We start from the raw sequence: 19,303 nt of genomic DNA, 5'->3' as shown, positions 1-19,303 counted from the left end.
CCGCGACGGGCAGGATCCGAGAAGCGGATGTCGAAGGGCGCCGCTACCCTTCTGCCATGGCCGCCTCCGAGACCCCGCCGCACCTCGCCGACACGCACGACCTCATCCGGGTGCACGGCGCCCGCGAGAACAACCTCAAAGACGTCAGCGTCGAGCTCCCCAAGCGCCGGCTCACCGTCTTCACGGGCGTCTCCGGATCGGGAAAGAGCTCGCTCGTGTTCGGCACCATCGCCGCCGAGTCGCAGCGCATGATCAACGAGACCTACAGCGCGTTCGTGCAGGGCTTCATGCCCACGCTCGCGCGGCCCGACGTCGATGTGCTCGAGGGCCTCACCACGGCCATCATCGTCGACCAGGAGCGCATGGGCGCGAACCCCCGGTCCACGGTCGGCACGGCGACGGATGCGAACGCCATGCTCCGCATCGTCTTCAGCAGGCTGGGCCTGCCCCACATCGGCTCGCCGAACGCGTTCTCCTTCAACGTGGCCTCGGCCAAGGCGAGCGGCGCGATGACCGTGGAGAAGGCATCCGGGGGCACCGCCGTGGTGCGCGAGTTCACCGTCACGGGCGGCATGTGCCCGCGCTGCGAGGGCCGCGGCCAGGTGAACGACATCGACCTCAGTCAGCTCTACGACGAGTCGAAGTCGCTCTCCGAGGGCGCCATCACCGTGCCGGGCTACACCGCCGACGGGTGGATGGTGCGGGTCTTCGCGGCCAGCGGCTTCCTCGACGGAGACAAGCCCATCCGCGACTTCACCGAGTCCGAGCTCGCCGACTTCCTCTACAAGGAGCCCGTCAAGGTCAAGTTCGAGAACATGAACCTCACCTACGAGGGCCTCGTGCCGAAGATCCAGAAGTCGATGCTCTCGAAAGACCGAGACGCGATGCAGCCGCACATCCGCGCCTTCGTCGACCGGGCCTTCACCTTCACCACGTGCCCCGAGTGCGAGGGCACGCGACTGAACGAGGGCGCCCGCTCGTCGAAGATCGACGGCATCAGCATCGCGGATGCGTGCGCCATGCAGATCAGCGACCTCGCGGCCTGGGTGCGCGGTCTCGACGAACCCTCGGTCGCTCCCCTGCTCGACTCGCTCGCCCAGACGCTCGACTCCTTCGTCGAGATCGGGCTCGGCTACCTCTCGCTCGACCGCCCCTCGGGCACCCTCTCGGGTGGCGAGGCGCAGCGCACGAAGATGATCCGGCACCTCGGCTCGTCGCTCACCGACATCACCTACGTGTTCGACGAGCCCACCGTGGGCCTGCACCCGCACGACATCCAGCGCATGAACCGCCTGCTGCTGCAGCTGCGCGACAAGGGCAACACGGTGCTCGTGGTGGAGCACAAGCCCGAGGCCATCGCTATCGCCGACCACGTGGTCGACCTCGGCCCCCGCGCGGGCACGGCGGGCGGCGAGGTCGTCTACGAGGGCACCGTGGAGGGCCTCCGCACCAGCGGCACGCTCACCGGCCGGCATCTCGACGACAAGGCGGCGCTGAAGGGCGCGGTGCGGAGCCCCACGGGGGCGCTCGAGGTGCGCGGTGCGACCTCGCACAACCTCACGGGTGTCGACGTCGACATCCCGCTCGGCGTGCTCACGGTGGTCACGGGGGTCGCCGGTTCCGGCAAGAGCTCGCTCATCCACGGATCGGTGGCCACGCGGGAGGGGGTGGTCGCGATCGACCAGTCGGCCATCCGGGGGTCGCGCCGCAGCAACCCGGCCACCTACACGGGGCTGCTCGAGCCCATCCGCAAGGCGTTCGCCAAGGCGAACGGGGTGAAGCCGGCGCTCTTCAGCGCCAACTCCGAGGGCGCCTGTCCCACCTGCAACGGCGCCGGGGTCATCTACACCGACCTCGGAATGATGGCGGGCGTCTCGACCACCTGCGAGGAGTGCGAGGGGCGGCGGTTCCAGGCCGCCGTGCTCGAGTACCGGCTGGGCGGCCGCAACATCAGCGAGGTGCTCGGCATGCCGGTCTCGGAGGCCGAGCAGTTCTTCGGGCCGGCGTCGGCCGATCCGGCCTCGCGCATCCCCGCCGCGCACGCCGTGCTCACGCGCCTGGCCGACGTGGGGCTCGGCTATCTGAGTCTCGGCCAGCCGCTCACCACGCTCTCGGGGGGCGAGCGGCAGCGGCTGAAGCTCGCGTCGCAGATGGGCGAGAAGGGCGAGGTCTACGTGCTCGACGAGCCCACCACGGGGCTGCACCTCGCCGACGTGGAGCAGCTGCTCGGGCTGCTCGACCGGCTCGTGGAGTCGGGGCGGTCGGTGATCGTGATCGAGCACCACCAGGCCGTGATGGCGCACGCCGACTGGATCATCGACCTCGGCCCCGGCGCGGGCCACGACGGCGGGCGGATCGTGTTCGAGGGCACGCCGGCCGAGCTCGTGGCGGCGCGTTCGACACTCACCGCGGAGCACCTCGCCGCCTACGTGGGGGCGCATCCGCTCTCACCGGCGTGAGCCCCGGTGCCGCCGCCCGGCCCGGCCTCCCGGCCCGCTGCCCCGACCGGCCCGCCACCCGAGACGGGTGGGAACGACGGAGCCTGAGCCTTGGGGAGCGATCGACGGAGGCTTCATCGCCTGAGGCCGCTGAACTCCGTCGTTCCCGACGCATTCGAGCGGCACGCCGCGGGGCGCGGAGCGGGGGGCAGGGAGTGCGGGGCGGAGGGTGGGAGGGCCGCGGTGGTTCAGGGGTGCAGGGAGGCGTCGGCGGGGCCTCGGGAGTAGCCCGTGTAGGCGACCTCGAAGCCCGCACGGGTGGGGGCGCAGCAGAAGAGGCCGGCCGACACCTCCGCCCCGGCGTCTAGATGCGCCACCCGCACGAGGCGGAACGGCTCACCGGCCGCCTTGGCGCGCACGGTCACGGCGTCGCCCGATCGACTCGCGCGCACGGTCACGACCCGCCCGAGCCACTCGGGCACCGGGGCCACCGACCAGTCGGAGTGGCCGTGGGTGACGACGGCTCCGACCTGCGGAACGCCGTCTGACAGCTCCACCCCCGCCTTGATCCACTCGGTCGCCGAGACGCGGAGGAACACCCCCGCCTGGTCGAACTGCGCGGTGAAGTCGAGCACGAACGAGACCTCCACGGCCTCCTCGGTGCCGAACGGCTCGAGCAGGGCGTGCTCGGTGTCGTGCACGAACCCGTAGGAGGTGACGCGCCAGGTATCGCTGCCTTCGTGCGCCTCGACCCTCAGAACGTCGCCGTCGAGTTCGCTCCGCACGGGCGCGGTGGTCCAGCGCCCGTTCTGCAGCAGTCCGTCGAATCCCACCGCCGTCTCCTCGCTCACATTCCGCCGCCGCCGATGCGCATCCAGGCCTGCGTGCCCTCGGCTCGTCGCGCTGCGTCGCCGGACTCGCGCTCGGGATCGTTCCCCGCTCGCTGCAGATCAGGCGCGCCTTGCCGGCGCGCGGCTGCACGGCGACGGATCAGCACCACCGCCCCCACCACCACGAGTGCGGCGAGCAGCGACATGATCACGACGAGCACGAGAGCGTCCATGCCTCCACGCTCCCAGCATCGCCCGCCGCGCCGCAGTTTCTCGCCGCGAATGCCCAGGCAGCATCGACACCCGCGCATCCGCCGGTCGGCGCCGCGCTCCCGCACCGAGGAGGCCCGCTACCCTGGGAGGCGATGACTATCACCGCTTCCGCCGACGGCTCGGCCCTCGGCAATCCCGGACCAGCAGGCTGGGCCTGGTACATCGACGACAGCACCTGGGGCGCCGGCGGCTGGCCGCACGGCACCAACAACATGGGTGAGCTGAAGGCGGTGCTCGAGCTCTTCCGTGCCACGGCGCATGTCGACGACGACCTGCACATCCTCTGCGACAGCCAGTACGTCATCAACACGATCACCAAGTGGATGCCCGGCTGGAAGCGCAAGGGCTGGCGGAAGGGCGACGGCAAGCCGGTCATGAACCTCGATCTCATCAAGGAGATCGACGAGGCCATCGTGGGCCGCCGCTACACCTTCGAATGGGTCAAGGGCCACATCGGCCACGTCATGAACGAGGCGGCGGATGCGCGTGCGCGCGCGGCCGCGGAGGCCTACGCCCGCAAGAAGGCGCCCGACACCGGCCCTGGCTTCCCGGGCGCTGCGGCCGGCACTCCGGCGAACGCGCCGAGCGCACCGGCCCCCGCTCCTACGGCGTCGGCAGCTCCCGCCCCGGTGCAGCAGGACACGCTGTTCTGATCGCCCCGCCCCGCCTCCCGGCGTAGCGTGGAGGGCATGACTGAACTCGCTCCCCTCCTCGACCTGAACGACGGCCACCGCATCCCCGCGATCGGCTTCGGCACCTATCCGCTCCGCGGCACCGACGGGGTCGAGGCGATCGACTCGGCCATCCGCACGGGCTACCGCTCGATCGACAGCGCGTTCAACTACGACAACGAGGGCACGGTCGGCGAGGCCATCCGCCGGAGCGGCGTGGCGCGCGACGAGCTCTTCGTGACCTCGAAGCTCCCCGGCCGCTACCACGAGAGGGCGCTCGCGCTCGATGCCGTGCGGGAGTCGCTCTGGCGTGCGCAGCTCGACCATTTCGACCTCTACATCATCCACTGGCCGAACCCGAGCGTCGGTCAGTACGTCGAGGCCTGGCAGGCGCTCGTCGAGGCCCGGGAGCAGGGCCTCGTGCGCTCGATCGGCGTCAGCAACTTCCAGGAGGAGCACCTCTCGCGCATCATCGAGGCCTCGGGCGTGACGCCGGCGGTGAACCAGATCGAGCTGCACCCGTACTTCCCGCAGGTGGAGCAGCGCGCGGTCAACGCCCGTCTCGGCATCCTCACCGAGTCGTGGAGCCCCCTCGGCAAGGGTAACGCGCCCTACGAGGAGCCCGCGGTGGTGGCGGCCGCCGAGGCGCACGGCGTCACGCCGGCACAGGCGATCCTGCGCTGGCAGGTTCAGCTGGGCAATGTTCCCATCCCGAAGAGCTCCACCCCCTCCCGCCAGGCCGAGAACCTCGACGTCTTCGGCTTCGAGCTCACCCCCGCCGAGGTCGACGCCATCACCGCGCTCGGCAAGCCCGACGGCCGCCTCTTCGGCGGCGACCCCGCCACCCACGAGGAGCAGTAGCCCGCGACGACGGCCGCGGAGTCCGCACCGTGGTCGTCGTCCCGCCGCACGGCGACACGCTACGCTTGCCCGACCAGTGTCGAACAGGGCACCGAATCGGGGGGATTCGCATGAATGGGATCACAGAGTTGCGCGCACGGGCAACGGTTTTCGCGACGGCGGGTGCGCTCATCCTGAGTTCGCTGCTGACGGGGCCGGCCGTCGCCGCAACGGCCGTCGAGACGACACCCTCGGCGGCCGCTACCGCGTCGGTGCGCGTCACTCCGGCCGGTCGCGGCATAGACGCAGTCTGGTCGACGGGCTACGTCGCCGGCACCGCCACCACGCTCCGGGTCACGCTCCCCGCGGAGATCGGCAGCCTCGACCTGCCCGCGCTCACCTGGACGCTGGACGACGCCGCGACCACGACCTCCGGCACCGTCACAGCCGGCGCCCGGACATTCGACGTCCCTCTGCGTGAGGGACCGGCGATCTCCTCGCCGATCGAGCTCACCATAACCGGGCGCGACGAGAAGACCTCGAACTTCGTCCGCCTCTCCGTGTTCCTCTACCCGAGCGTGCCGGGTGCGGGCAGTCCTGTGAGCACGATCGCGCCCGTCGACCTCTCGCTCGCCCGAGCCTCGAGCGGCGGCACGATGCACCGCTACGGAAGCGACCCGTCCCCCGCCGCCATCGTCTCCGACGGCCGCCTCACGGTCGCCGCGGACAGGGGCTTCTTCACGGACGGCCCCGACGGCATCTGGTCCACCACGGGAGGGCCCGCCATGATCGCCACACTGTTCGATCGCGTCTCCGGAGGTGAGTACTCCGTCGGGTACAGCGCCTCCGCAGATGGCGCGGCCCTCGAGCTGACACTCCCGGAGGACCTCAGCGGCTTCACCACCGGATGGATCTGGATCACGGCCGGCCCGGCCATCACCACGGGCACGGGCGGACGCGCCGAGATCACGATCCCCGTGGTCATCGACGGCACCATCGCGACACAGCGGATCGACGGTGCGGATCGCTACACGGTGTCGGCCGCCGTCTCGAAGGCCGGCAATCCGGCAGGATCGGACGTCGCCTACCTCGTGTCGGGCACCGGTTTCGCCGATGCCCTGAGCGCCGGGCCCATCGCGGCCGCCGAGCGCGGTCCGGTGCTGCTCACTACTCGCGACGCCCTTCCGGCGGTGGTGGATGCCGAGCTGCGGCGCCTCGATCCCACTCGCATCGTCGTGGTGGGCGGCACGGCCTCCGTGTCCGAGGCCGTGCAGCGCGCGGTGTCCGCGCTCGCTCCCACCGTGCGGATCAGCGGCGCGGATCGCTACGACGTCTCCCGGGCCCTCGCCGCCGAGGCGTATCCGGACGGTGCAGCCTCCGTGTACGTCGCCACCGGCGCGAACTTCCCCGACGCGCTCAGCGCGGGTGCCGCCGCCGGGGCGGCGGGTGTCCCCGTTCTCCTCGTGCGCGGCGGGGCCGCCTCGCTCGACCCCGAGTCGCGTGCCGCCCTCGCGGCTCTCGCGCCGCAGGACATCCGCATCGCCGGCGGACCGGCCTCGGTCTCCGAGGGCGTCGCCGCTGCCCTCGGAGAGATCGCGCCGGTCACCCGTTACGGCGGCGCGGATCGGTACGCGGCATCCGTGAGTCTGAACCAGGCGGCGTTCAGCACGAGCGACCGGGCCTTTCTGGTCACCGGCCGCACGTTCCCGGATGCCCTGACGGGGTCGGCGCTGGCCGGCGCGGAGGGTGCACCGCTCTACACGTCGCGCCCCGATTGCGTGCCGCCGGCCACCCTCGCAGCGATGCGCCTGCAGGGTGTGCGCGAGGTCACCCTGATCGGCGGTCCCGCGTCGCTGTCCAAGGCGGTTCTCGCCCTCCGCCCCTGCTGACCCGCGGGCTCCGGCTGCGCGGTTCGGTACCGCATTCGTCCGCCCATTCGAGCTCCTGAGCGCGCTGGAAGCCGCGATCTTCGCGGACTTCGCCACGTCTGAACCACATCGGCCCGATACAGCGGTCGGTCTGCGGCTGGTTTGGCGAAGTCCGCGCGACGCTCCGCCGACCACCGGCGGGAGGGGTCAGAGGGCGCCGGAGGCGGCGCGCTCCTCGACGGCGGGGGTGCCGTCGAAGATGAGGAGCCGGTCGGCGAGCTTGTCGACGAAGAAGCGGTCGTGCGAGACCACGAGCACCGCCCCCGGGAAGTGCGTGAGGGCCCGCTCCATCACCTGCGTGCTCGTGATGTCGAGGTGGTTGGTGGGCTCGTCGAGCACGATCACCGCCGCACCAGACAGCAGGCACTGCGCAATGGCCACGCGCGCCCGCTGCCCACCCGAGAGCGTGCCGATCTTCTGCTTGAGGTCGGCCTCCGAGAACTGCAGCATCGCGAGGAACCGGCCCACGCTCTTCTTCGTGGCACTGAAGGCGAGCGAGTCCGGATACGCGTTGACGGCGTGCCCCACGGTGTCGGTGAGGTCGAGCTCGGCGTAGACCTGGTTGTAGGAGATGAACCGCGCACCCTTCGCCCAGCGGATCTGCCCCGCATCCGGTTCGGTCTCGCCCGTCAGCACATCCAGCAGCGTCGACTTGCCCGAACCGTTCGAGCCGAGCACGGCCACGCGGTCGCCGCGGTGCAGGCTGAAGCTCAGTCCCTCGAACAGCGGCGATCCGCCGAAGCCCTTCGTGAGCTTGACCACCTCGAGCAGGTCGTTGCTCACGCGGAGCCCGCCGTAGATGTCGGTGATGATCTGGTCGATGGGCCGCGGCGCCTGCCGCTTCTTGATGTCGGCGAGCCGGCGCGCCACCGCATTCGACGGGTTGCGGGCGGCCTCACGGCGCGCGGCGCTGGCCGCCTGCTCGTAGGCGAGCAGCTCCTCCTCGTGCGCGAACTGGCGCTCGAGCATCTTCAGGCGCGACTGCTTGGCGTGCACGTAGGCCGAGTAGTCGCCCTCGTACTCCTGCAGGCGGTAGTTCTCGATCTCGACGATGCGCGTGACCACCCCGTCGAGGAACTGCCGGTCGTGGGACACCACGAGCACGGCGCCCTGGTAGCGGCCGAGCCAGTTCTCGATCCAGCGCACACCGTCGAGGTCGAGGAAGTTGGTGGGCTCGTCCAGCAGCAGCACGTCGGGCGACTGGATGAGGATGCGGGCGAGCGCCGCCCGGTTGCGCCAGCCGCCGGAGAGCCGGTCGACGGGCAGCGAACGCCGCGACTCGTCGAAGCCGAGGCTCGTGAGCACCGAATCGATCGTGTTCTCGAACGACCAGCCGTCGATCGCGTCCATCGTCTCGAACAGCTCACCCTGCTCGGCGAGGAGCCCCGTCATGCTCGCCGGACCGCTGCCTTCCAGATCGAGGCCGGGCGCCGCGAGCGCCTCCCCGATCTCGTCGAGCCGGCGCTGGGTGGCGTGCACGGCCTCGAAGTGGTCGCTCAGGATGCCGTGGATGCTGCGCTCACCATCGAGCTCGGAGAACTGCGAGAAGTAGCCGATCGTGGTGCCGAGCGTGACGTCGACCGTGCCGGTGGTGGGCTCGAGCCGGCCGAGCATGAGCTCGAGGAACGAGGTCTTGCCCGTGCCGTTCTTGCCGATCAGCCCCACCCGGTCGCCGGCCTTCAGCTTGAGGAAGGCCTCCTTCACCACGGGGCGCCCGTCGAACTCGATGCTGACGTCGTTCAGGCGGATGAGACTCACGGTGCCTCAGCCTAACGTCGGCACCTGGCAGCTGCCGACCCAGCACGATCGTGGGTTGTCAAGCCGCGGCGGAACCGGCGCTGCCGTCGTAGGTTCGAGCCTGACGGACCTGGAAAGGACCCACCATGACGAGCACACCTCCCCCTCGCGAGCCCGACCACGCCGCGGCGACGCCGAGCACCGGTTCCCAGCCCACCGGCTCGGTGCCCGCCGGATCGCAGCCCGCCGGATCCGTGCCCGCCGGCTCCGTGCCCATCGAGGATCGCAGCACCCTCCGCGAGAACGTCGTCGAGCGGGAGCGCCGCGAGTACGGCGGCTTCAAGTTCGGTTCGGCGTTCTTCGGCTGGCTGACCGCGACCGGCACCGCGGTGCTCCTGACCGCCCTCGTCGCCGCGACCGGAGCCGCCGTGGGCCTCGGGGTCACCGATAGCGGCGCGATCGACACCGGCACCGGATCCGGCTCGATCGACGGCGACCAGGCCGCGACGGTCGGCATCGTGGGGGCGATCGCCCTCGTGGTCGTGACCCTCGTGGCCTACTTCTGCGGCGGCTACGTGGCCGGGCGGATGGCCCGCTTCGACGGCGTGAAGCAGGGGCTCGCCGTGTGGCTCTGGGCCGTGGTGATCGCCGTGGTCGTGGCCATCGTGGGCGCGATCGCCGGCAGCCGGTTCAACATCCTGGCCAACGTGAACGGCTTCCCGCGGATCCCGCTGAACGAGGGCGACGTCACGACGGTCGGCATCATCACCGCGGTCGCCGTGGCACTGGCGAGCCTCGGCGGGGCCCTCCTCGGCGGCGTCGCCGGAATGAGGTTCCACCGCAAGGTCGACCGCGCCGGACTCGGCCGCTAGCAAATGGGAAGAGGAGACGGAATGCTGCCCTCGCAGAACATCCAGAGCATCATCGGCGCGACCGTGCACGGCCGTGACCGCGCTCGCATCGGCCGCATCGACCAGGTGCTCGTCGACGCGGCCGACGGCCACCCCACCTGGGCGGTGGTGAACGGCGGCCTGTTCGGGCGCACGAGCCTCTACGTGCCGCTCGAGGAGGCGACCTGGGAGCACGACGACGTGTTCGTCGAGCTCGACAAGGACGACGTCAAGAACGCCCCGCATCCCGACCCGGAGGGCGGGCTGACGCCCGAGCAGGAGCAGGGGCTGCGCGGATACTACCGCGGGCTGGGTGCCGACGACCGGCCGGCGACGGCGGGGCGCACCGACCCCACGCAGGCTTAGGATCGGCGGCATGAGCGACACCGACGACGCCCGCAGGCAGACGCGCGACGAGTTCGGCGAGGCCGTGAACATGACGGCGACCGAGCTGAAGACGTGGCTCGAGACCGACGAGTCGAAGGCCGTGGGCCAGAAGTCCGGCGGCGGCGAGTCGACGGGCCATGAGAGCGGCCGGCACATCGTGCGCATCCTCGAGAAGAGGCAGGCCGACTACACCGACGCCGACTACTCGCACATGCGGAAGGTCACAGGCTACGTGGCCCGCCACTCCGCTCAGCGCCCGAAGGGCGACGTCGAAGACACGCCGTGGCGGCACTCCCTCATGAACTGGGGCAACGACCCCCTGAAGTAGCGCCGGCCCCGCGACCACCGTCACAGCGGGAATCGCGGATCGCGCCGGTAGTCGGTGAGCCTCGCCTCGAGAGCCGCGGCCACCTGACCGGGGGCGTCGTCGCCCACGAGCAGGCGCAGGCGGGTGTCGGACGGATCGGCCAGATGCGCGAGGATCGCGGCCGCGGCGGTGGCGGGTGACGTGACGGAGGCGGCATCCGCCTCCGCATCCCCACCGCTGTCGGCCGGCTCGTCGAGCGCCGCCTCCGTGCCCGCTGTCGCATCCGGCGCCGGCCACGGCACCTCGGCAGTACCGAACAGCTCGCTGCGCACCTCGTCGTAGGCCGGCACCGGGCTCGCGAAGCGCATGCTCGAGCCCGCCCAGTCGGTGTCGAGGCTCCCGGGCTCCACGATCGTCACCCGGATCCCGAACCGCGCCACCTCGGCCGCCATCGCGGCGCTGAATCCCTCGAGCCCCCACTTCGCGGCGTTGTAGAGCCCCAGCGTCGGCATCGCGCCGACAGCCCCGGTGGTCGAGATCTGCACGATCTCGCCCGACCCCTGCGGCCGCATCACCTCGACCGCCGCCTGGCTCGCCCAGAGGGCGCCGAGCAGGTCGGTGTCGAGGATCGCGCGCGCATCCTCCTCCGAGACCTCCTCGACGGCCCCGACGAGCCCGTAGCCGGCGTTGTTCACGAGCACGTCCAGCCGCCCGAACTGCTCCGCCACGTTCCTCACGGCCTCGCGGGTCGCCCCCCGGTCGCGAACGTCGAGCGCCCGCACCGTCAGCCTCTCGTGCGCGGGAAGCGAGTGCTCAGCACGCGCGGTCGCGACCACCGTGTGCCCCCTCTCGAGCGCGGCGACGACGATCGCCCGCCCGAGTCCGCGCCCGCCGCCTGTGACCAGCCACACCTCTGGAGCATCCATCTCCTCATCATGCCCCGGGTGGCCCCCTGTATGGGGCCCACCCCTTCTGGGAGTTATGCACGGGGAACCCCGTGCCTACAGTGGAGGAGCTCGGTGGTCTCCGGGCCGATCCCGCTCGAAAGGCCCTTCCCGTGCGCCCTCTCCGCGCTGCGCTCCTGCGCGCCTCGATCCTCGCCGTCGCCGTCGCCTGCGCGGTCTCGGTCACCCCTCTGGCCGCATCTGCCGCGCCGATCACCGCCGCCGCGGACGCCCCCGGCGCGGGTGAGCAGAAGGCACTCGAGAACGTGCTCTTCGAGCACTCCTACGATTCCGAGCAGCCGACCGAGCGCTACACGATCGTGCCCGACTGGAACACCGGTCTCGCCATGATCAAGAACTCCCGGGGCACGTGTCTCACCACACAGCCGTCCGGCGGCGGCCGCCCCGAGCACCCGTCGCTCGACCGCACCACCTGCCAGGCGGGCAACCCCTACCACCTGTTCTACTTCATCCCTCAGAACCACAATCCGCGCTCGACCGCGGACTCCACGAAGGGCGCCGAGTACTTCTCCATCGTGAGCGCCTACGACGACGACTGCGTCTGGGCGGGGAACAAGGGGCTCAACTTCGGCTCGGACGACTTCGACCAGCAGGCCCACATGTGGCGCTGCGCCGAGGGCGACCGTGGCCAGGCCTGGGTGATCGGCAACGAGGTGCGGGAGGACGGCAAGACCCTGCACTGGTCGCAGCTCCTCGCGCTCGCCACCGTGCACTCCACCAACCGCTGCCTCGACCGCCCCGGATCCTGCCAGGTCTCACCCGACTCGGGGCCTTACGCGGGTCAGTGGTTCGACTCGGCCGATCCCGACGTCTCGCTCCTCGGCGTGGTCACCACGGTCTCGCAGGGCTGCGGCAGCGGCAAGACGAGCTCCACGGTCAACGCGACCACGCAACCGGCTCCCGCCACCGTGACCGGCACGGTCTCGGTGGCCAAGAGCCTCTCCCTCTCGGGCACCCTCACGCAGAGCTCGAAGGCCGTCGCCGAGGTGGGGGTCAAGGATGTCTGGGGTGCGGAGCTCAGCTCGAGCTTCGCCATCGGCGAGCAGATCGCGCAGACGATCGGCGAGACCACGAGCGTCACCCGCTCCATCTCGACCACCATCGCTCCGGGGGCGTCGCTCATGGGGCTGTACACCCAGCGCACCTTCGCCCTCTCTGGAGCCTGGCAGATGGACATCGACCACCCGCGAGCAGCGGGGTCGCTGGCCTGGTCCATCCCGGCGCGCACCACGCTGCCCGTCATCCTCGACGGCGCCGACCCGACCACGTACACGCCCGTCGGCTCCAAGTACGGCAAGAACTGCACGGCGGCCGCCCCCTCGCTCAACACCGTGGCCCCCGTGATCACCACGGATCCGGCCACGTGCGCGTCGACCCCGCGGGTTCCCACCGGCGCCGACCAGGAGATCCTCTACGTCTGCCCCGGCACCTGGGACCTGGGGGCCACGACCGAGCCGGCGCAGTACTCCTACGAGTGGTACCTCACGCAGGGCGGCACCGACGGCATCCATCCGGTGGCCGGGTCGATCGGCGCCGGCGACCGCTTCCAGATCAGGGGGTCGACCACCCCGGCCACGACGCCCACCTACCTCGGCGTGCGCATCACCGAGGTCGGCAGCGTCGCGAGGCTCGACTCGAACGTCGCCGTGGCCTCGAACCCCGTGCTGATCGCGTCGACCGTGCCGAAGCCCGCCGGGGCACCGGTCGCCGCGCCCGTGCCGGAACAGGCCGCGCTGCAGACCGCCTTCATCCCAACTCTGCCCGTTGGCCTCACGGGTGAGCCCTACGCCACGAGCGTCGTGGCTGACCCCGCCGCAGGGATCGACCTGGCGGTAGCGCCCGCGAGCGCCCTTCCCGAGGGGCTGACGCTCTCCGCGTCGGGCGAGCTCACCGGGACACCCGCGGACAACGGGATCTACGACCTCGCCATCGTGGAATCAGGTGCCGGCGGCGCCGAACCGTCGTCCACCACCGTGCGCCTCGTCATCGAGGCGCCGCTCACGGAGTACGCCGAGAGCACCGAGCTGAGCGCCGTCGTGGGCACGGCCTCCGAGGTCGCGCTCGTCGCCGACGCACCGGAGGGCATGGAGCTCGGACTCGACGGCCTGCTGCCACCCGGCCTGCAGCTCGACACCGCCACGGGTGTGCTCTCGGGCACCCCCACCGAGGCGGGTGTGTTCGAGTTCACCGTCGACAACACCGACGCGAACGTGGAGCGCCCCGAGCACTTCACGCTCGAGGTGTCGCCGAGCTCCTCCACCTATTCCACCCAGGAGCCGGCCAGCGCGCAGGTCGGAACGCCGTACTCCTACTCGGCGCTCACGACCGTGGGCAGCCACACCTCGCTCGCCCTCGCCGAAGGCAGTGAGCTCCCGGGCGGTCTCGCGATGAACAGCTTCACCGGTGAGATCAGCGGCACGCCGACCTCGGCCGGACGGTGGACGGTCACCCTGGTCGACACCGCGGATGCCGCGACGACCGGTCGCACGGTCGAGCTCGTCGTGCTCGCCGCCGCGGGCCCCGACGCCGGGCGACCGGACCCCGCTCAGCCGGGAGGCCCGACCACCGGCACCGATGGCTCGTCCAACGGATCCGGCAAGGCGCTCGCCTCCACGGGCTCCGACACCGACTCCCTGCTGACCACGGGTCTCGCCGCCGCGCTCGTGCTCGCCGCCGGTGTGTCGCTCACCGTCATCCGTCGCCGCCGATCGGCCACCCGATGAACCGCCCCGCCTCAGCTCGCCCGATCCGAACGGAACCCACCGTGCACGTCTCCTCGAACGTCATCCGGCCCGCCCGACTGGCGCGCATACTCGTCGGGCTCGGCATCGCCGCGGCGGTGCTCGCACCGATCGGCTTCTCGGCGGCTCCCGCGCACGCCGCAGCGGCGGCCACCGAGACGACGGCTCCGGCCCCGGAACCGGCGGAGACCCCCGCGGCCGACGACCTCGTGGGCGCCCCCTCGATAGGCCAGGCCGTGCAGTTCGAGGCCTTCCCGCCGCGCACCGAGAACTACCGCTACTCGTACACCATCCAGCCCGACGCCACGGGCAAGGCCAAGCTCATCACGCAGAACGGCCTGTGCCTCACGGTGCGCCGCACCTTCGAGTGGGAGTTCGGCGTCATCCTGGCCGGCTGCAACGCGGGCGACGACACCCAGATGTTCCACTTCATCCCCCAGAACCGCCAGCCCACCGACGGTGTCGCGGAGGCCGGCAGGCAGTACTTCTACATCGCCAGTGCCATCTACAACCAGTGCGTCTACAGCCTCTCCGGGCTCGCCGACCCCTACTTCGGGCCGGATCGCCGCGAGCTGTACCCGCGCCTCGTGCCCTGCTCCTCGGGAGACACCCCTCAGGAGTTCCGGGTGCACAACGAGCGGATCAACGCGTTCGGAGCGCCCGTGGAATGGCGCAACATCCTCAACCTCGCGATCCGTTACGCCTCGAACCGATGCCTCGCCACCGACGACGCGTGCCGCATCCAGAGCCCCGGCGAGTCCGAATGGCACCGCCCGGCGGGTGACAACCGGGTCTTCAGCTCCGGCACGGTGAACGTGCAGGCCACGGGCTGCGGGGTGGGGATCGGCGAGCTCGGCTCCCAGGTGTACAACCGCACCGAGAACCCACTCTCCATCACGGTGAAGACCTCCACCCAGCTGGTGAACACCACCTCGACCTCCGAGACCGTGAGCGCCTCGATCGGTGTGGAGCTCATGAAGAACGTGCCCGGCCTGGTCAAGGCCAAGATCCAGGAGGGCCTTTCGGTCTCGGGCACCGCGATCACCACGAAGTCGTCGACCTCCACCTTCGAGGCGACCGACACCACGACGCTGCAGAGCGGCGACTGGTACACCTCGCAGTGGTCGAGCCCGATCTACGGCCTGAAAGCCACGTGGAAGTTCTCCAACGACATCGGCAACGTGTGGTGGACCCTGCCGAACGCCTCCGCGTTCGCGGTCTCGACACCGAACTACCCGTTCACCACCAAGACCTACATCACCTCGCACGGCAAGAAGAGCTGCTTCGTGGGGCCGGCGGCCACCAACGCCGTCGAGAACGCGCCGAAGCTCACGAGCGACCTCGCCACCTGCTCGTCGCCGACGGTCGCTCAGCCCACGGGCGCCGTGGGCTCCACCGTGTATGTCTGCCCCGGTGTCTGGAACTCGCCCACCGGATCGGTCGACCCGGTCAAGTTCGCGTACGAGTGGCAGGTCACCCCTTCGACCACGCAGCCGGGCACGTCCCTACCGGGGGCGACCGGAGCGAGCTTGACGATCATGCCCTGGATGCGAGGCTCCAGCGCAGGCAACGTCTACCTCGTGGCGCAGCTCACCGAAGTGGGCTCGCCGCTGCGTCGTGACTCCCTGGTGACGCAGACCGTGAACGACGTCGTGCTGGCGAAGGCCGCCCTCGGCGACCCCGTCGTGTTCCCCACGACCTTCGCGGGCGACGGCGAGGAGGCCGAGGCCGACGTGACCTACAGCACCTCGCTCGTGACCGCGGCCGGCACCGGCATGAACCTGTCGGTCTCGGCGGAGACGCCGCTGCCGCCCGGGCTCTCGCTCGCCGCCGACGGCGTGCTCTCGGGCACGCCCACCGAGCCCGGTGTCTACTCGTTCACGGTGCTCGACGAGCCGGCCGAGGGGCGCGACGCCCAGCAGCAGTCCTTCCAGCTCACCGTGCACGCGGCCGAGGTGCGGTACGCGGCCTCCGCCCTCACGGCCACGCCGGGGGTGGCGGTCTCACTGCCTCTCGTCGAGGGCGATCACGCCGACCTCGCGCTCGAGGTGATCGAGGGCGCACTGCCCGACGGCATCGTGCTCGACCCGGCCACCGGACTCCTCACGGGTGCACCGCTCGATGCCGGCACGTGGCGTTTCACGGTGCAGAACAGCGCAGCCGTGGTCGACGCGCCGGCCACGTTCGAACTGACGGTCTCGGATGCGCCGGTCGCGTTCGCGACGACGGATCCGCCCACCGGCACGGTCGGCTCGGCCTACTCGGCCACCGTGCTGGCGGCGACGGGCAGCGAGCCGTTCGTGGGATTCGCCCCCGGCTCCGACCCCCTGCCGGCCGGGCTGCAGCTCAACAGCCTCACGGGCGAGCTCAGCGGCACGCCCGAGGCGGCGGGCACCACCACGGTCGCGCTCTCGAACGCAGACGGCACCCTCACGGCGTCGTTCGTGCTCACCATCGCGCCGGCCGCCGCCGAGCCGGTCGGGCCCGGTCGGCCCACGCCGAGCCCGGCGCCGCCGATCGCTGGAGCACCCACCGGCCCGGGCGGCAGCCTCGCCGCCACGGGAAGCGACGCACCCCAGGCGGCGGGCGTCGCCCTCACGGCCCTGCTGCTCGCCCTCGCGGGCCTCGCGGCGCTCCGCCGCACCCGCCGACCCGCGCGCTCCTGACCGTCAGCGCCCGCTGACGGAGGCCGCTACGCGACGGGGACGATGAGGCCCTTCCAGGTCTCGTCGATGAAGTCCTTCGTGCGCTGGTCGGTGAGGAGCTCGACGAGCTTCTCGATGCGGGGGTCGCTCTCGAGCTCGGGCGTCGTGGCCAGGATGTTGTAGTAGGTCGAGTCGGTCGACTCGATGATGACGGCCTGGTCGGTCGTGAGGCCCGCGGGCAGGGCGAAGGATGCCGTCACGAAGGCGGCGTCGACATCCGGCACCGCGAGGGCGAGGCTCGCGTTCTCGATCTCGGAGAACTCGAAGTTCTGCGGGTTGGCCGTGATGCCGTCGAGGTTGGTCACGTCGTCCTCGACCTCGATCAGGCCCTCCGAGGCGAGCAGCTTGAGCGCGCGGCCCTCGTTGGTCGGGTCGTTCGGGATGGCGATGGTCGCGCCGTCCTTCAGCTCGTCGATCGACTCGATCGTGTCGGAGTAGAAGCCCGCGGCGGGCAGGTAGATCTCGCCCACGCTCACGAGGTCGCCGCCCGACTGGGTGTTGTAGGTCTCCATGAAGGTGGAGTTCTGGAACAGGTTCGCATCCGTCGAGCCGTCGGTGAGCGCTGGGTTGGGGGTGTTGTAGTCGGTGAACTCGACCCATTCGATGTCGAGGCCGGCCTCCTCGGCGAGGTTCTCGTCGACCCACTCGAGCAGGTCGCCGGCGGGCACGGCGAGCGCGCCCACCTTGATGGTGCCGAGGTCTTCCGACGAGCCCGATCCGGACTCCGACGTGGCATCCGACGACGACGAGCACGCGGCGAGCGAGATGGTGAGGGCGGCCGCGCCGAGCAGGGCGGCGGGGCGGACGAAGCGGTTGCGAGCGGTCATGTTGCGACTCCTTGTGCGGGGTTGATGGTGAGTTCGGCGTCTTTCGGGAGCACTGCTGTGCTGCTCCGGTGAGAGACGCGGGTGGCGATGCGGGTCAGGACGATCTGCACGATCTGCACGATCGCGAACAGGATGACGACGACGAAGACGATGTGGATCCAGCTGTAGCGCTGGAATCCGTAGGTGACGGCCACGTTGCCGAGCCCGCCGCCGCCGACCACGCCCACCATCGCCGAGAAGTTGATGATGGAGGTGATGGTGGTCGAGACGCCGAGGAGGATCGCCGGCAGCCCCTCGGTGAGGAGCACCCGCCTGATCAGCAGCCCCTTGGTGGCGCCGAGCGAGTCGGCCGTCTCGTAGAGGCCGGGGGCGACGTCGTTGACCGCGATCTCCACCATCCGGGCGAAGAACGGGATGGCGATGATGGTGAGCGGCACGATGGCGGCCGTGGTGCCCACGAACGTGCCCACGATCAGCCGGGTGAGCGGGATGAGCGCGATCATCAGGATGATGAAGGGCACCGAGCGCCCGACATTCACGACGAATCCGACGACCCGGTTGATGGTGCGCGCCACCCACACGGGGCCGAAGCTCCGCTCGAGGAACGCGCCCTTCTCCGTGCCGACGAGCAGGATGCCGAGCGGGAGGCCCACGAGGATGGTGATGACGGTGGCGATCCCCGTCATGTAGAGGGTCTCGAGCGTGCCCTTGAGGAGCACCTCGAACAGGTCGCTCCAGAAGTCCGGGGAGTCGTAGTCGATCACGCGGCTCCTCCCTTCAGGTACTCCACGATCAGGCCCTGGCGCCGGAGGTCGGCGACCACGGCGGCGGCGGCCTCGCCGGCCACGGGGAGGGCGAGCCGGGTGCGGCCGGCCTGGGTGCCCGCGATCCGCTCGACGGTGGCGCCGAGGATGCTCACGTCGAGCTCGTGCTCGCGCGCCAGCCGGGCGATCACGGGCCGGTCGGCGGTGCCGCCGGCGAAGGTGATGTCGATGACGGTGGGGCCCTCGTCGTCGGCGGGCGCGGCGAGCGGGAAGAGCTGTGCGGCGAGCTTGGAGCCGGGGGTGCGGATGACCTCGACGAGCTCGCCCTGCTCCACGATCGCACCGTTCTCCATGAGGGCGGCGGAGTCGCAGATGCGCTTCACGACGTCCATCTCGTGCGTGATGAGCAGCACGGTGAGCTTCAGCTCGCGGTTGATCGAGCGGATGAGGTCGAGGATCGACTCGGTGGTCTCGGGGTCGAGGGCGCTCGTGGCCTCGTCCGAGAGCAGCACGCGGGGCTTGGCGGCGAGCGCCCTGGCGATGCCCACGCGCTGCTTCTGGCCGCCCGAGAGCTGGGCGGGGTACGCACCGCCGCGATCCTTGAGGCCGACCAGGTCGAGCATCTCGGCCGCCTGCGAGGCGCGCTTGCCGCGCGGCACCCTGGCGGCCTCGAGCGCGAACTCCACGTTCTGCTGGATGGAGCGGTTGGCGAGCAGGTTGAAGTGCTGGAAGACCATGCCCACCGAACGCCTCGCCTGCCGCAGCGCGCCGCCCTCGAGGCCGGTCATGAGCGTGCCGTCCAGGGTGACGGTGCCGCTGTCGGGCCGTTCGAGCACGTTGACCGTGCGGAGGAGCGTGCTCTTGCCGGCGCCGCTGCGGCCGACGACCCCGAAGATCTCGCCGGCGGGCACCGAGATGCTCACGTCGTCGAGGGCGCGGACGGCCCGAGGCCCGTGCCCGTAGGTCTTGCGGAGGTTCCGCAGCTCGATCATGGCGTCAA

General features: G+C 70.9%; 16 protein-coding genes. 9 read left to right on the top strand and 7 right to left on the bottom strand.

Features of this window, described 5'->3' with window-relative positions; translation table 11 throughout:
- The first annotated feature begins 56 nt into the window (after positions 1 to 56).
- Positions 57 to 2,459 carry an ATP-binding cassette domain-containing protein gene (locus N1028_RS07725; protein WP_259526359.1) on the top strand — a complete coding sequence of 801 codons (2,403 nt, stop codon included), beginning with the start codon at positions 57 to 59 and terminating at the stop codon, positions 2,457 to 2,459.
- A 227-nt stretch (positions 2,460 to 2,686) separates the two neighbouring features.
- Here the strand turns inward: N1028_RS07725 and N1028_RS07720 are convergent, their stop codons facing one another.
- Together N1028_RS07720 and N1028_RS07715 are read right to left on the bottom strand one after the other, a co-directional pair.
- On the bottom strand, positions 2,687 to 3,271 hold the full coding sequence (locus N1028_RS07720) for a DUF1349 domain-containing protein (protein WP_375163471.1): 585 nt from the start codon (positions 3,269 to 3,271) through the stop codon (positions 2,687 to 2,689).
- 14 nt (positions 3,272 to 3,285) lie between these two features.
- Complete coding sequence (locus tag N1028_RS07715) at positions 3,286 to 3,501, bottom strand: hypothetical protein (RefSeq protein ID WP_259526358.1); 216 nt, start codon at positions 3,499 to 3,501, stop codon at positions 3,286 to 3,288.
- 132 nt (positions 3,502 to 3,633) lie between these two features.
- Here N1028_RS07715 and N1028_RS07710 point away from each other — a divergent pair, with 132 nt between their 5' ends.
- The 3 genes from N1028_RS07710 (at position 3,634) to N1028_RS07700 (ending at position 6,941) form a co-directional block, all read left to right on the top strand.
- Positions 3,634 to 4,194, top strand: coding sequence for a ribonuclease H family protein (locus N1028_RS07710; protein ID WP_375163470.1), 561 nt, complete (start codon positions 3,634 to 3,636; stop codon positions 4,192 to 4,194).
- 36 nt (positions 4,195 to 4,230) lie between these two features.
- Positions 4,231 to 5,073: an aldo/keto reductase gene (locus N1028_RS07705; RefSeq protein WP_259526357.1), complete on the top strand. Its 843-nt coding sequence runs from the start codon at positions 4,231 to 4,233 to the stop codon at positions 5,071 to 5,073.
- A gap of 128 nt (positions 5,074 to 5,201) precedes the next feature.
- Positions 5,202 to 6,941: a cell wall-binding repeat-containing protein gene (locus tag N1028_RS07700; RefSeq protein WP_259526356.1), complete on the top strand. Its 1,740-nt coding sequence runs from the start codon at positions 5,202 to 5,204 to the stop codon at positions 6,939 to 6,941.
- Positions 6,942 to 7,127: 186 nt separating this feature from the next.
- Here the strand turns inward: N1028_RS07700 and N1028_RS07695 are convergent, their stop codons facing one another.
- Positions 7,128 to 8,738 (bottom strand): ABC-F family ATP-binding cassette domain-containing protein, encoded by a 1,611-nt coding sequence (locus N1028_RS07695; protein WP_259526355.1) that lies wholly within the window; start codon positions 8,736 to 8,738, stop codon positions 7,128 to 7,130.
- Positions 8,739 to 8,863: 125 nt separating this feature from the next.
- Between N1028_RS07695 and N1028_RS07690 the strand changes: the two genes are divergently transcribed.
- Genes N1028_RS07690 through N1028_RS07680 form a run of 3 tightly spaced genes read left to right on the top strand, consistent with a single transcriptional unit; the run spans position 8,864 to position 10,322 of the window.
- Positions 8,864 to 9,589 carry a hypothetical protein gene (locus N1028_RS07690; RefSeq protein ID WP_259526354.1) on the top strand — a complete coding sequence of 242 codons (726 nt, stop codon included), beginning with the start codon at positions 8,864 to 8,866 and terminating at the stop codon, positions 9,587 to 9,589.
- A 21-nt stretch (positions 9,590 to 9,610) separates the two neighbouring features.
- Positions 9,611 to 9,973, top strand: coding sequence for a PRC-barrel domain-containing protein (locus tag N1028_RS07685; protein ID WP_259526353.1), 363 nt, complete (start codon positions 9,611 to 9,613; stop codon positions 9,971 to 9,973).
- A gap of 10 nt (positions 9,974 to 9,983) precedes the next feature.
- Complete coding sequence (locus N1028_RS07680) at positions 9,984 to 10,322, top strand: DUF3140 domain-containing protein (RefSeq protein WP_259526352.1); 339 nt, start codon at positions 9,984 to 9,986, stop codon at positions 10,320 to 10,322.
- A gap of 20 nt (positions 10,323 to 10,342) precedes the next feature.
- On the opposite strand, the gene N1028_RS07675 is transcribed toward N1028_RS07680, so the two are convergent.
- A complete protein-coding gene (locus N1028_RS07675) occupies positions 10,343 to 11,227 on the bottom strand; it encodes an SDR family NAD(P)-dependent oxidoreductase (protein ID WP_259526351.1) in 885 nt (294 codons plus the stop codon).
- Between the two features lie 71 nt (positions 11,228 to 11,298).
- Between N1028_RS07675 and N1028_RS07670 the strand changes: the two genes are divergently transcribed.
- The gene (locus tag N1028_RS07670; protein WP_259526350.1) at positions 11,299 to 13,989 is read left to right on the top strand and encodes an Ig domain-containing protein; all 2,691 of its coding nucleotides are present in this window, start codon (positions 11,299 to 11,301) and stop codon (positions 13,987 to 13,989) included.
- Between the two features lie 41 nt (positions 13,990 to 14,030).
- Positions 14,031 to 16,673 (top strand): putative Ig domain-containing protein, encoded by a 2,643-nt coding sequence (locus N1028_RS07665; protein WP_259526349.1) that lies wholly within the window; start codon positions 14,031 to 14,033, stop codon positions 16,671 to 16,673.
- A gap of 26 nt (positions 16,674 to 16,699) precedes the next feature.
- Here the strand turns inward: N1028_RS07665 and N1028_RS07660 are convergent, their stop codons facing one another.
- From N1028_RS07660 to N1028_RS07650, 3 genes are read right to left on the bottom strand one after another with little or no spacing between them, the layout of a single operon-like run.
- Positions 16,700 to 17,539, bottom strand: a complete 840-nt coding sequence (locus N1028_RS07660) for a MetQ/NlpA family ABC transporter substrate-binding protein (protein WP_259526347.1) — start codon at positions 17,537 to 17,539, stop codon at positions 16,700 to 16,702.
- Positions 17,536 to 18,303 (bottom strand): methionine ABC transporter permease, encoded by a 768-nt coding sequence (locus N1028_RS07655; RefSeq protein WP_259526346.1) that lies wholly within the window; start codon positions 18,301 to 18,303, stop codon positions 17,536 to 17,538. The genes N1028_RS07660 and N1028_RS07655 overlap by 4 nt, the downstream gene beginning before the upstream one ends.
- The gene (locus N1028_RS07650; protein ID WP_259526345.1) at positions 18,300 to 19,295 is read right to left on the bottom strand and encodes a methionine ABC transporter ATP-binding protein; all 996 of its coding nucleotides are present in this window, start codon (positions 19,293 to 19,295) and stop codon (positions 18,300 to 18,302) included. Before N1028_RS07650 ends, N1028_RS07655 begins: the two co-directional genes overlap by 4 nt.
- Between the last annotated feature and the right edge of the window lie 8 nt (positions 19,296 to 19,303).

This window comes from Herbiconiux oxytropis (assembly GCF_024979315.1).
In the GTDB taxonomy this organism is placed as follows: domain Bacteria; phylum Actinomycetota; class Actinomycetes; order Actinomycetales; family Microbacteriaceae; genus Herbiconiux; species Herbiconiux oxytropis.
Note: the sequence above shows the minus strand (reverse complement) of the source record. Positions and strands in the feature narration are given on the sequence as shown.